Here is a 14,253-nt window from a genome sequence, read left to right on the forward strand (position 1 = left end):
CCTAAAACGCTTAAGTGTGTTGCGGTTCTTTACTGAAACAACTCGGCAAGTTCTTCATTGCTCATCTTGCCGATCCACGATTCGCCGCCGCTCAAGGTCATCTGAGAAATATGCCGCTTCTTTTGAATCATCTCATCGATTTTTTCTTCAAAGGTACCGGCGCAGATAAAACGGGACACAAACACGGTGTTGTGCTGCCCGATTCGGAATGCGCGGTCGGTCGCCTGATCTTCTATCGCAGGGTTGTACCAGAGGTCAAAGTGGATAACGCGGGTCGCAGCGGTAAGGTTTAAGCCGGTACCGCCTGCCTTGAGCGAAATAAGAAAGATGCGTTGCGCCGGATCGGTTTGGAACGATTCGACCGCGGCCTTCCGTGCGGTAAGCGGCATCTGTCCGTGCAAGAGGAGCGGCTCATCGCCGAATTGCTCCTGTATCAGCTTCCGCAGTAAAAAGAGCGTTTGCGTGTATTGGCTGAAAATCAGTGTCTTTTCGCCGGCGTCCAATATTTCGCCGAGCAGCTGCATCAGCGCGGCGGTCTTGCCGGAAAGCGCCGTATCGGTCTGAAAGCTTTCGTCATAGACATGGGGATGGTTGCACACCTGCTTTAAGGCGGTCAGCAGTTTCAGTACCAACGCATTCCGCTGAATCCCCTCCTCCGCCTTCAACACGCTTTTCAGCTGCGTTTCAACAAGGCTTTCGTACAGCGCGATTTGCTCCGGCGTCAGGCGGCAGTATTGCGGCGTAATCACTTTTTCCGGTAAGTCGGAAATAACGGCGGGGTCGGTTTTAAGGCGGCGGAGTAAAAACGGCGCGGTAATCTTTTGGAATGATTCCGCAGTCTCCGCATCGCCGTGCAGCTCGATGGGTATGCGCCATTTTTTACGGAAGGTTTCCGAAGAGCCGAGATAACCCGGAATGATAAAATCGAACAAGGCGCGCATATCCTCAAGGCTGTTTTCAACCGGCGTACCGGTCATCGCGATGCGGGACTGTGCCTGCAAAAGCCTGAGCGCTTGGGCGTTTTTGGTCTGCGTATTTTTAACCGCCTGCGCTTCGTCGATAATCAGACAGTCAAAGATCTTTTCGGAAAGCTTTTTTACATCCCGCTGGAGGGTCTGATACGTCGTAATATGAATGTCAGACTTCGCGGAAAACCGCCGACCCTGTCCGTGCAAGATGGTACAACGCAGCGACGGGGCAAAGGTGTGCAGCTCATGTTCCCAGTTCGGCAAAAGACTCGCCGGAGCCGCGATAAGGATGCCGTTATGTTCAAAGCCCTGTTCTTTCAATTTGAGAATGAGGGCGATAACTTGCAGCGTTTTCCCGAGCCCCATATCATCCCCCAACAGACAGCCGAAGCCGCTTTTAATGGTAGAATAGAGCCACTGAAACCCTTTTTCCTGATACGGCCGAAGTGTCGCCTGCAACGTGTGGGGTACCGCGGCATCCGTTTCCCGAAAGAGCGAATAAGAAAACGGCGCGCCGTCCGCCATTACGGTATCTCCGGTCAGCGTCCCTTGTATAACCTCGTTGATGCCGGGTCTTTCGTGCTGCATGGTTTCGAGAAGACGCGCCGTGTGTTCGGGATCGACAAGGATGTAGCGGTCGTTGAATTCCACCAAACCGCTGCTCTGCTTCATCAATGCGCGGAATTTCTTGGCGCTGATGACGGTATCGCCGAGCATAATGCTGCGGTCATAATCCATCAGGTTGTCAAGGCTGAGGTACGACTGTACGGCGCCGGCTCCTTTTTGCCGTTTCAGCTGGAACACCGCCCGCGGTTTCAGCGCCCGCTGCAGCGTCTTAGGCAGCACGACCTCTATTCCAAAACGGGAGAGGAGCGGCGCTGCCGTCCGTAAAAACACTGCCGTCTCTTCCTGCGTGAGCGGAACCGACTTTTGCCCGATCATCTCCGTTAATTTCGGCAGATATGCGGAAAGCGCAATTGCGAACTCCACCGTTTTGCTTTCCAGCTGTACGGAGTCGGTGATACGGGAAAACGGTACGAACCGGTTGTTCGTTTCTTCGCTGTGGCACACCTCGGCGGAAATCTGAAAGTCAGACTGTTTTGCCTCCTCCAAGATGAGCCGGAAATGGAGGCTGTTGCTGTCGTAGTAGAGCGCGGCAAGCCAACGGGTAATCGATGCGGGAAGGCGGCGCATACCCGGCGCCTTCGTGTTGATAGTCGCGCCTTGGAAAAAGAGAGCCGCAATTTCCTGTTCCGCTTGGCGGATACCGGAGGGCATAAAACCGGTAGTATGCACATATTCGGTGAGGAACGCCGTCAGCAGCAGTTCGGTGCAGTACCGCCTGCCCCAGCTCTTAACTTGCGGAAAAAATGCTTCGGTGATAAAGAGGGCGCAGCGGTCGATTGCTGCGGAAACAGCCTGCGCCGAAGTCAGCGGCTTCCAAAATATCGCCAGTTTCCGCGTTACCGGATCGAGGTATACCGCCGGCAGCAGCGCAGACTCGGCGACGAGCCGCTCTCCGAGTGTCAGTACCGTATATGCCGCCTTCATACCATCCGGAGAATCCGTAAGGGGTGTAACGCCGCGCAACAGGTGAAGTGCTTGCACGAGTGTCAGCGCGGCCTCCGTACCGTTCGGAAGCCGCACGCGGAGCTGCAACGCTGCTTCTTTCTGCAAGGGGAAAGCCGGAACCTCTGTCGTTTTTTGCGTCGGCAGTTTTGCCGTATCGAGCCGAACCGGCGTGTACAAAAGGCGGCTTGAATCGCACAGCGTTGCCGCCGATGCGCAGCCCGTACCGGATTTCATTAAAACGGCAATCCGCTGCTCAAGCGTCAACTCGAATTCTTTGTTCTGCCGGACAATCAGTTTATGGTATAGCTCTTTAAAGGCTGCAACCAAGTCATCATCATAAAACGGTGTAAGCGGCGGAAGCAGCGCGGAAATCAGCGGTAAAAACGATTCTTCAAGTGGAAAGCGGGGAAGCTCCGCGGGTACGTCCAGCGCAGGCTCATCCGCACGGCGCAGGGATAACGGCACCGGATGTTCGTATTCGGGTTCTGACGGCACTGAAAAAGACGATGCTTTAGTTGCCCTACCCGCCACGCCGGATTGCCTCGCTTTTCTTTGCGCTCCGGCGGTTGAGGCATTATCGGTTGCCGGTGCAGTATTATCCGCCGGTGTAACACCCATTGCGGAATCCGCTGCCGTAGTATCCGCCGGTGATGCGCCCTGCTCCGATACGACGGTTAGAGCCGATTCGGCAGACTTTTCCCGTGCGGCGGGCAGTATTTTTTCCCGCAGTTCGGCGAGATCGATGCCCGCAAGCTGAAAGAGGAGCCGCGGATCGTGGTCGATTTCTTTTGCCAAAATATACAGCACCGCAGCGATGTGTTTACACAGGGAGGCGGAGTCGGGACAGGAGCAATCGCTTTCGATAAGGCTCCAGCGGCGGGGAATAAACCGTATATCCTTTGCCTCAAAGAGCGTTACAAGACATTCCGTCATCGTACCGCTTCCCAACGCGATAAAGTCGGCGGGATGCTCCGTTAATATTTTTTCCAATTTTTTACGGTTCGGTTCGGAAATACGGGGAAAGGTGAGCGAAATATAGTACCAGGGGTCATAATGCCCCGCAACACGGGCAGCAACTTTATTACCGGTAATAACGAGGGAATCTACCTTACCGGTATTCGCGTAACTTTTCCCCCGCGACACCCGCCCGTCGCCGTCATAGCTTTCGATCATCCGTAAAAACCATGCGCCCCACGGTGTCATTCCGTACTTACTGCGTGCCATGAACTGATTTTATTAGATCGGCGTATCATTCTGCAAAACCGAACAATACGCCGTGTATTCGCGAAACGGCCGGTTTTATTCCAACGGAGCGAAATAGCCGGTTTCATCTCTGCCCGAACGGGTTAAAAGCCGTACTTCAACTTCAACCGGTAAATAGGCGCGGCCGAAGTCGGTGGGCAATGTCGAGGTATAGCTCAACTGATACGAACCTATGGGTTTGGCGATTAAATCTTCAATAATCGGAGAAAGTCCCTGTTCGGCATAGATATACGTACTCGTTCCGCCCGTTTTTGTACAAAGATATGCCAATTCTGCCGGTAATGTCCGCGGCTTTAGATTAACCGCATAAAAACGGATACCGTTGTTGGTCATATATGCGGCAAGATCGTTTAAGCTGTACTGCTTAAAGCTGTCGGAACCGATATCTTCAAACGACAAGAACACGATAGCCCGCTTCGGAGCCGCATTAATAAGCTCCCCGCTCGCAAGCCGCAATGCAAGATCGCAGTTCCATACCGGAGACCATGCCGCCTTTAATTTAAGCGGCTGCGATAAGAGCGCTTCGGGAGAAAACTTCCCTTCCAATACCGGAAGCTGAGATGCCGACACAACGGAAACTTTTCCTTTCCCTTGCATTGACTCGGCAAGCTCTTTTACCACCGTCTTAACCAGCTCAAATTCCTTTTCCGACTGAGGAGATCGCTCAATTACAACAGCAATATCGCAGCCGGTATTGAGGTAGGCGGCGCCTTTTAAAGTAAAATCATTGACTTGCCGGTTCGATTCGGTGAGGAAAAAATTATTCGCCGTTAAGCCGACCAGCGGCTGCCCCATCCGGTTTTCTACGCGGACATCGACGGTAACCGTCGGGAACTTATCGGCATAGACGCGGTCGAAGCGGACAAACAAACCGCCCGCCAGTTCGTTGATATGAGAAAAGACTTGAATATTTCCGTTTTTATAATCGGCTAACAAAAGGCTGCCGTTGGCATCGGGAATCGCCGCGGTTACACGGGCAGGTGCATTTCCTAAACTTGCAACGGTATACAAACTCGCTAAGCCGATATCGACCAAGTACACCTTATTGGCACAGGACACCAGCAGATTGTTTTTCCATACCCGCATCGACTCCGCCTGTACAACACTTCCGTCCGGCAGCAGTGTTCTGATATAGTTTCCCGCCGTATCAAACACATAGATAGAGCCTTTTACCGAATCCGCAACGTAGACCAAATCGTCTAAGATTGCGATACCTGCCGGAGCGGTAAAGCCCGGGAATATGCCGCTGCGCTGCCCGAATGTAAAAAGCCCTTCTCCGTCCGGAGAAAACACCACAACGCGGGCGTTGCCGAAATCCGTTACAAAAATATTTCCGTAAGAATCGTGCGCTAAAAACTGAGGACCGATACACTGCCCGTCGCCCCTTCCTCTAGTTCCAAACGACTTAATGAATTTTCCGTCTTTGGTAAGCAGAGAAAGCCGATCGGCGGCAAATTCGGAAATGAGCAGATTCCCGTTTTTAAGCGGTAAAATATCAAAAGGACGGTCGAAGCCCTGCAAAGGGCCGCTCGTCCGGTCAAGCACAATGCCGTTAATATCGAAGTGTACCAATTCGTTGGAACCGTAGGCGACTACCCAGAAACTGCCGTCTCCCATTGCCGCAACCGAAAGCGGCTGTCTAAAAAAGACTTCCGTTCCGTGCTTTGATTCAAATACAGCGGTCTCTACATAGCGTACCGATTCCGCAAAATCGGGCTGAGAGCTGCGCCGTTCTTTAACAACTTCTATTTTGTTTTTCAAAAGCTGTCCGCCGTATCCGGAAGCGGAAGCCGCCGACCACTGCTCAAGCGCAGCGCCCTCAATACCGGAGCGGTAATAAGCCTGCCCAAGCCAATCCAAGATGAGAGGATCGCCGGGGATATGCGTGAGGGCTTTTTCAAACAGCAGAATCGCTTCGTTAAAGGTTCCGCGATAATACGCCTGCACGCCGCGGCGGAACTCTTCAAATCCGTGGTCTCTGTCGGCGGAGCTTAAACGGGGCTGCAGACTGTTTGTTTGCGCAGTCAGCGCCATACCGCCGCACAATAAAAGCAGCATTAAACCGGCTGTTTGCAATAGTCTCTTTATACGCATGATACTTATCCTTTTTTTAGAGGTTATCCATTCATAATACGCTGCAAATGGCGCTTAATTATTTTATTATCGGGAAGCTGTGCATCCGCCCGTTGGATATATGATCGGGCTTCGGTATCAAAGCCCATCTTATAATATGTCCACGCCAGCGAATCCAAATAAGCGGGATTATCGGGCTGTGCATCGAGCGCCTTTTTGCACAGGATTAAAGCCCGGGTTAAATCTTTTTCAGTATCGGCAAGAATATAACCAAGTCCGTTGAGCGCCGTCGAATTATCAGGATCAAGCTCCAGCGCTTTTTCATAAAGGCTCAGCGACTTATCGACTTTCTCTTGCTCATACGCCAAAAACGCCATCGAGGTATGCACCTGCGGAGAATCATATCCTGCATCCAGAAGTTTTGAAAGCTCAAATTCCGCCAAACGGACACGTCCTGTTTTTGTATAAATAAAGGCTAAAATAAGCCGGCATTGATATACACGGGCAATATCGGTTCCCGCAGTGATAATCTGCTCCAAATAGACAAGCGCATCATCGTATTGTAAAAGGCTCGCATAGCATAAACCGATATAATACGCCGCATCAAAGTTGAGCTCAGCATCTTTAGAAGATATCTTTAGAAAAGCCGCAAGTGCTTCCTCATAGCGGCTTTCCCGATACAGCTGTATCCCTTCTTTAAGAATCGTATCCATTTAGTGTCTCCCTCATAGTATGCGTACTCCGCCGGAAGGTTTAACTTTATAGTACAAAGGCTTAAATCCGAAAATACGTTCATAGTCGCCCAGTTTTTCAATATAGGTTTGGATATCATCCGCTCTTAAAATACTGTACGTACATCCGCCGAATCCCCGCCCCGTCAGACGCGAACACACAATATCGTTCATATCGGGCGCAACAAATTCCATCGCCCGTTTAACGAGCCAATCCAATTCGGGACAGGAAATTTCAAAGCGGTCGCGCAAGTTTTCTTGAGAGCGCGTTACGATGCGCGAAAACACTACCCAATCGTTTTTCTTTAAAGCGCCGATAGCGTCATCGACACTGATGGATTCACGGATAATATACAGAACCCGCCGGCGTACCGATTCGGGAATGGCAAGCTCTTCAAGATCACTTTCGGCAAGCTTACTGAAATCCTGAGGAATATCCGGCATCTTTTTTACCCGCTCGTAGGCTTCCATGCATTCCTGAATTCTATGGTTCAGCTCCTCACGCGCCAACAGACGGGGCACCCGCGAATCCGTCAAAATGATCCGGTAGTTACTGATGGGAAAGGGATAAATATCGGCTGTCTTCCGCCGATGATTCGTCCGTATGCAGTGTCCCGCCTTTGCATATAATGCGCACAGAATATCCGCACGGTGAGGATAGGTTTTCAGGTGCTGCACATTTGCATTTTCCAAAATATCGACAAGGTCAGCCTTCGTAAGCCGCGGTGCAAATACCTTCCGTAATGCCATCGCCGTTGCAACCTTGAGCGCATTCGGCGTACCGAGCCCTGCATCCGCCGGTATTTCGGAAAGGATGGTAAAATTGAGCCCTGTCATCTCAATCCCTTGATCCATAAAAGAAAGAATAACAGCTTTTATCGAATTTGCCCAACGATCCTCTTTACGATACCGAAGGTTGGCAGCCGCAACTTTTTTCCGCTCTTTAAGCGACAGAGAAAGGAATCGATAATTAGAATCTTTTCGTTTTGAAACACAAAGATACAAATAATGATCGATTGCCATCGAAAGCGTATTGCCCTGTGCAAACCATGTATGCTCACCTAAAAGGTGAAAGCGTCCGGGAACCGCAACGGTTATTTCCGGCTCGTCTCCATATTCGTCTACATGAAACGGTAGAATCTTCTGCATACTTTCTATAATATCCCTTATATTGAAACAATTCAAGAAAAATGATTAAATTACCTCAAAATTATGTCGGTTATTTCATCTTTTTTAGCGGTTTTATGCTCTGCGGTGCTGCTTTCACTCGGGATACCGAATGAATACCTGCATTTTGGGTCTGCACTGTTCGGTATCATTGCACTGATACCGTTATATGCCGCATTTTGCATCAGCCCGGCACGAAGACGTATTGCGTGGATGTTCGGCGCTCTGATAGCCCTTGTCCACCTGTTCTCCAGTTTTTGGTTGGCGTATTTTGAAAACTTTGCCATTTTTACCCTCGGCGCTTCCACCGCCGCTTATGTGTTCCTCGGCTTCCTTTTCGGACATTGGTTCTATTATGCAATGAAACTACCGCTAGGACTGCGCCCGTTCGCCTTTGCCTGCTTATGGACACTCTGGGAATGGTTTAAGGGAAGCGGCTTTGTCGCCTATCCGTGGGGCGGCCTTTCGATGACCACGCTATCGTTGCGCCCGCTCATTCAAATAGCCGATATTACCGGCGTATGGGGGATCACCTTCCTTGTTGCATTGATTTCCGCGCTTCTTGCGGAAACAATCCGGGCGGCAGCAGGTTTAACCGCCGGTTTTTCCAAGCCGCACGGGAGACCGCTGCTCCGCCCGCTGATCTTTACTGCGGGTCTCCTGCTGCTAATCAACGGATACGGACTTTTCCGTATGTACCAAAAAAGAACACCGCAGCAAAACCTCAATCTTGTATTGGTGCAGCAAAACACCGACCCGTGGGTTTCCGGCCTCGATTCGTTTTTTGACAATCTGCATAACACCCAAGAACTCACCGAAAAGGCGATTACCGAATCACCGGTTAAACCGGATCTTATCGTATGGAACGAAAGTAGTCTTGCATACGGCTACGACCAATTTCAAGACTATTACCACCAACGTCCCGTTCAAGAATCCTTCACCGATTTTTTGCAGCGGATGGATATTCCGATTTTAACGGGTTCTCCGCTGTTACTGGATGCCGAACGCGGAAAATACTCGAATTCCGTCTATCTTATTGCACCTAATGGAACGGTGCTCGACACTTATTCAAAGATACAGCTGATCTGCTTTGCGGAATATATTCCCTTTATTGACCATCCGTTTGTGCAGCGTTTTTTTGACTCGCTGGTCGGTTTTTCATCGGGATGGGCGCCGGGAACGGAATATAAAGCGATGACGTTTACCGCACAAAACGGAAATTATGTCCGGTTCGCTGCGCCCATCTGTTTTGAGGATGCCTTTCCGACACTCTGTGCCGATTTGTACAATCAGAAAAGTAATATCTTAATTAATCTGACCAATGATTCATGGTCAAAAACGGCGAGCGCGGAATATCAGCATTTTGCCGTCGCCTATTTCCGTGCAATTGAACTGCGAACGCCGCTTGTCCGCTCTACCAACGGCGGCTATACCTGCGTTGTCGATCCTGTCGGAAATATTACCGCAAGCCTTCCGCTCTTTACCGCAGATTCTCTGAGCGTTTCCGTACCGATCTATCCGTACCGCCGGACTTTTTATGCACAATGGAAGGACTGGCTGCCCGCGCTTTTCTTAGTAATTGCGCTTATCTCAGCAGTAGCATACCGGTTCAGCCCCGCGTTTTGTAAAAAAGCGGTTGTGTATATGGAACATCCGCTCGCACGGCTCTCTCCCGCCGAACGGCGAAAGCGGCAACGGAAACAGCTCTGGAAAAAACCATGGTTTAGGAAGCAGCGGAAATCGGACGCATTATAGGCTCTTCACTCCCGCACTTTCTCATTTTTAATCCATAATTAAGAATTATCACCCATTACCCATCAGCTAAGGGCTTCTCCCCGTGACTGTTCAAGCTGTTTCAGAACTGCCGGTTCAAGTTTAATGGAAAGATTTTTTTCGTTTGACGGGAGTACGGTTCCTTTCGGTGCGTTCTTCGCTCTCCGCAAATCCTTCACTGCGGTGTAGTAAAGATCGGCTTGCCCGTTCCGGCGCGCCTTTGAATAAAATACGGCGAGGTTCCCCGCGGCAATCAGCACAGGCAGCGGAACGGTCTTTCCGTTTTTGTTTTTGATAAAGACATAGCCGCCGGAATAGTCCCGCACATGGAGCCACATATCCTTGCCCCGCACGTGGTGCCTCAACAGCTCATCGTTTTCGGCGGCTGTCCTGCCGACATACAGAATCCATCCGTCATGGTAAAACGTGAGTCCCGGCCGCTCTTTTTCTTGAGCCGCCTGTTTCCGCTGCACGGGTATCTTTCTTTTGTGCAGCACCTTTTCGATAAGGTAAGGATTTTCTTCAACCCGCAGCTTCGCAAGCTCTTCATTAAGCGCGGCGAGCATCTGCTTGGAGGCTTCGATGTCATCGGTGAGCGCCTCAAGCCCCGAAACCGCTTTCTTATACCGCTCATAATATCCGGCGGCATTCTCCTGCGCGGTTTTTCTCGGGTCGAGGGCAATGCGGATAATCCGATTATCAGCCGCATAATCTTCCAGCTCGACGGAAGAGGCGCACTGCGGAATTCGGTAGAGATTTGCCAAAAGTAAATCACCTTGATGTTTCAGCGTATCAGCCTGCAAGAACGAATGTTTTTTCGCTTCGAGTTTTTCAAGCGCGCGGGAAATCTTCTCTATTTTAAGACCGTAAAAGCGCTCCGCCTCCGCACGTAAGGCTTCGAGCGAAAGCACAGGCGCCTGCCGCGCGTACCATTCGTCAATCGCTTCGTTAAAGGTCTTGGAGGTATCATAGCTGCGGACGGTATAGGTTTTTACCGGTTTGTCAGCGGCAGGAGAAGATACGACAGCAGACGTGTTTTTTGCATTCGATGCGGAAGATACAGCAGCGGATGCGCTTTCTGCAACGGCTTTTGATTCGCTGCCTGCCGCAGCACTCGGCTCATTTCCAAAAGTCTGCGTCGTAGTGGCTTCGGATTCTCCCGGTAGAGGCTGCCACGGCTCTCCGCTCACTTCATGACGGGAAGGTCGGCGGTAAAAGGCATCGACGATAATGCCGTTATCGACAAGTAGCATATTCGCCGCCCCGCTCCACAGCCGGATATAGAGGTAGAGCGTATCTGAAGCGGTCTCCAACGAAAGCCTGACAATGCGGTCATTGTTCAGCTGAACAGCTTCGGTAATCTTGGCGCCGCGGAGCCGGGAACGGAGCAGCTCCATAAAACGGAGCGGCTTGTCGAACTTGGGGATTTTCCGCGTAGTTTCATGCAAGCGGCACGCCCCCGGTTCAAGACAGATAACCAGACTCATCGGGCGGGTCTTATAGAGGTGCAGCACCATCACGGAATAGGATGACTGCACCACCTTTTGTATGTATGAGCCTTCCAAATCGAGCTCTTCCAGTATCTTATCGATTTCAGCGCAATTAAGCGACATCTACACCTCCAGTCACAGGGCAAACGCATCAGACGTTTTTGAAAATATACGGCGCATCTACTGCGTCGCACGCTGAAAATAAATGCTCAACGTATCATAGATACGCCTGCGCTTTATTTTCAGCTAACTCCTTGTAGCTACACCATCTATTTTCAAAAGCACTGGTTCTAGGCAGTACTATCCGTTATCTTGCGAAATGACATCTATCGATCTGATACGTTTGCCCTTATCTCAAAAATAATCTGATCGAAATTTTATTTCTTTAAAATGCAACAGATGAACAAAGTGTGAACTTTTGAAGCTGTTGCATTCGTGCGCGAATGCGCACATATAATCTGCGATGTTTGCCGAATGGCAAACTCGCGGTTAAGGTGAGCGGCGGCATTTTAGACGCTCACCTTATGCCTTCGAAATTTCGATCAGGAGGAAGGCATTTCGATGATGTTGTCGGCGAGGTACTCGGCTTCGTCGCGGTCATGGGTAACGTAGATTGCCGTGTACCGCATTTCAGCTTGGTGTTTTTTGAGCTCTTCACGGAGTTTAAGCCGCAGCGGAGCGTCGAGGGCGGAAAGAGGTTCGTCAAACAAAACCACGAGCGGGTTTACCGCAAGTGTCCGCGCAAGGGCGACACGCTGCCGCTCCCCGCCGGAAAGTCCTTCAATCCGTCTTTTTTCCATACCGGTCAAACCGAAACGTTCGAGCCATTCCGCAGCAGCCTGCCTGCTTTCCCTTTTGGATATCCCTTGCGAAACGAGGCCGTACCCGATATTGTCTTCGACACTTAAATGAGGGAATAGCGCATAGTCCTGAAAGACCATACCAACGCTGCGATTTTTGACGGGCTCATCGGTAATGTCGCATCCGTTCAAAAAGACGTTTCCCGAATCGGCGGGCAACAAACCTGCGATCATTTTGAGCACGGTTGACTTACCGCATCCCGACGAACCGAGCAGCGCAAGAGTCCCTGCCTTTTCCACCGAACAGGAAAGACTGATAGTCTTTGTCGGCATCCGCTTCGTCAAACAAACAAGCCGGAGAAACGCCTCACTTTCATCATTCTCTCTATTTATCGGAAAACCCATCGAATCACCTTTCATATACGTTTCCTACCATACGCACTTTTGATACACAGGGCAACCGCACTTTAATCTTTCCAAGCGGTTGTCTTCCTTACGTTCAAAATTTTAAATAAAATTTTGAACGCTTTTTTCCACAGAAGGACAAACGCATCAGACAGGTTGATATAAATCGCAAAATAAAGAGGCCGTGAGACCATTTGAACCGCGAAGAGGTTCAACTCTGGTTGAACGGCCTCTTTATTTTGCGGGACAATATGAACACTGTACTTCCTTGTACAGTGTTCATAACAAGTTTTTCTAACGAAAAACTTGCTGCTGATTAGTGTCACCGCCATCCGTGGCGGACATGACAAAACAGTCTAATGCGTTTGTCCGCGCTCCCGCACCGTGTCCTGAATATAAAAGAGCGAGCCCGTCAGCACGGCAAGAATCACCGCGATACCGGCGCTTTCGGTGAACCGGTACGAACCGGCAAAACGGAACAGCATCAGCGCGAGGTTTTCAAAGTTCGGAATGTGGAGCAGAAGCGGCAGCGATGCGTCTCCCGCGCTGATTGCAAACACACAGCATAGCGCAGATATAATACCGGTTTTGCATAACGGGAGAAATACCCGAAAAAATGCATCCGTGCGGGAGGAGGACAAAAGGCGGGCAGCATCGAGCACCGAACGGGGAATTTTTGCGAGGCCGGTCTCTATTTGCATCCACGCAAAGGGCCACGCAAGCGAACTTTGCACAATAACCAGCAACAGCAGCGACGGCATGGTATCAAGTTTCAACCACCCCGCTCCCAGTACAATAGAAGAAACTGCAAAAGGAATAAGCGGCAGGCTTTTATACCACTTCCGATTCGATTGAAATGCTGCATACGCAAAAAAAAGCGCAGCCGTTACGGAAAGAACGGCGGTACCGATCCCCGTCTGCATGGTGTGCCGCACCGCGCTCCAAAAGTGAGGCCGCTGTAAAAGCTGCCGCCACGCATCAACGGTTATCGTGAGCGGCGCCTTAGGACTCGACAGGGAGTACCACACCAGAGAACCGAGCGGAAACAGCAAACAAAAACAGATAACACAGATAAGCACGGCAAAAAAGATATGTTCCGCTGCGCCGCCGATGCGCAACCGAATGCGGGCGTATTGGGTGTTTTCAGCATGATCGGGTATTCTGCTCCTTAAATAAGCGTACAGCCCTACCGCAGCCGCTGCGATACCGGTTTCCGCCAGCGCAATATACGCCGCGGTACTCGCGTGTATATCTCTGCGGATGGTTTGATACAACTCAACCTCCAGCGTTGTTACGCCGAGACCGCCCAGCAGCAAAATAATCACAAAGCTGAAAAAACAATATAAAAAGATAATAACGAACGAAGCACACAGCGGCGCCTTTAATGCCGGAAAGATCACCGTCCTAAAAATGCGCAGCGGCGAGGCTCCGAGCAAAAGAGCGGCTTGTTCGGTTTCCTCAGGGAGGTGTTCCCATGCGGCGGATACGGTACGCATCGTGATGGGAAAATTATAAAAGGTGTGTACAAGCACAATGCCGCCCGTCGAATAAAGGAAGGTACCGATTGAAAGCTGCCCTGCCGAAAGCGCCGCAAGCAGTTTGTTCAGTAAACCGTTTTTTCCAAAAAACAGGATAAACGCGAGCGCGATAACCACCGGCGGCACGCTCAAGGGTATCGCCGAAAGAGAGAGCAACAACTTTCGTCCGAAGAACCTCCGGCGGGCGCAAAAAAATGCCGCACAGAGGCCGATACCGCTTGCTCCTGCCGCAGAGAGAAACGCTTGCATCACGGTAAAGCGGGCAGCCTTCCATAAAGACCGAAAGGCCGCTGCAGAAGCGCCTTCATCGAAGGCCGGAAAAACGGCAGCTCCGAGCGGTACGAAAAAAGCAATCAGTACCGCACAGAATAACACCCCGCCGCCTACTACAAAAGCATTTTGCAGTAGTGTCCGCTTCGCAGCATTTCGATTAACCGAATCCATACAATTCTGCGATAAAAATGCGAAAATAC

At 50.7% G+C, this 14,253-nt stretch carries 8 protein-coding genes; 1 reads left to right on the forward strand and 7 read right to left on the reverse strand.

Annotation, left to right across the window (positions count from 1 at the left end; translation table 11 throughout):
- Window positions 1-29: 29 nt before the first annotated feature.
- The 4 genes from E4N66_RS08505 to E4N66_RS08520 form a co-directional block, all read right to left on the reverse strand.
- Window positions 30-3,764 carry a DEAD/DEAH box helicase gene (locus E4N66_RS08505; RefSeq protein ID WP_253727657.1) on the reverse strand — a complete coding sequence of 1,245 codons (3,735 nt, stop codon included), beginning with the start codon at window positions 3,762-3,764 and terminating at the stop codon, window positions 30-32.
- A 75-nt stretch (window positions 3,765-3,839) separates the two neighbouring features.
- A complete protein-coding gene (locus tag E4N66_RS08510) occupies window positions 3,840-5,897 on the reverse strand; it encodes a hypothetical protein (RefSeq protein ID WP_044013014.1) in 2,058 nt (685 codons plus the stop codon).
- A 23-nt stretch (window positions 5,898-5,920) separates the two neighbouring features.
- A complete protein-coding gene (locus E4N66_RS08515) occupies window positions 5,921-6,589 on the reverse strand; it encodes a tetratricopeptide repeat protein (protein ID WP_253674113.1) in 669 nt (222 codons plus the stop codon).
- Between the two features lie 12 nt (window positions 6,590-6,601).
- Window positions 6,602-7,756, reverse strand: coding sequence for a galactokinase (locus E4N66_RS08520; RefSeq protein ID WP_044013018.1), 1,155 nt, complete (start codon window positions 7,754-7,756; stop codon window positions 6,602-6,604).
- 63 nt (window positions 7,757-7,819) lie between these two features.
- On the opposite strand from E4N66_RS08520, the gene lnt reads away from it, so the two are divergent.
- On the forward strand, window positions 7,820-9,529 hold the full coding sequence (lnt, locus tag E4N66_RS08525; RefSeq protein ID WP_253727658.1) for an apolipoprotein N-acyltransferase: 1,710 nt from the start codon (window positions 7,820-7,822) through the stop codon (window positions 9,527-9,529).
- 62 nt (window positions 9,530-9,591) lie between these two features.
- Here lnt and E4N66_RS08530 read toward each other — a convergent pair whose 3' ends face one another.
- The 3 genes from E4N66_RS08530 to E4N66_RS08540 form a co-directional block, all read right to left on the reverse strand.
- Window positions 9,592-11,160 (reverse strand): NFACT RNA binding domain-containing protein, encoded by a 1,569-nt coding sequence (locus tag E4N66_RS08530; protein ID WP_253727659.1) that lies wholly within the window; start codon window positions 11,158-11,160, stop codon window positions 9,592-9,594.
- Between the two features lie 419 nt (window positions 11,161-11,579).
- Window positions 11,580-12,257, reverse strand: a complete 678-nt coding sequence (locus tag E4N66_RS08535) for an ABC transporter ATP-binding protein (RefSeq protein WP_253727661.1) — start codon at window positions 12,255-12,257, stop codon at window positions 11,580-11,582.
- 341 nt (window positions 12,258-12,598) lie between these two features.
- On the reverse strand, window positions 12,599-14,224 hold the full coding sequence (locus E4N66_RS08540; protein WP_253727663.1) for an ABC transporter permease: 1,626 nt from the start codon (window positions 14,222-14,224) through the stop codon (window positions 12,599-12,601).
- Window positions 14,225-14,253 lie beyond the last annotated feature (29 nt).

This window comes from Treponema sp. OMZ 857, from assembly GCF_024181085.1.
Taxonomy (GTDB): Bacteria; Spirochaetota; Spirochaetia; order Treponematales; family Treponemataceae; genus Treponema.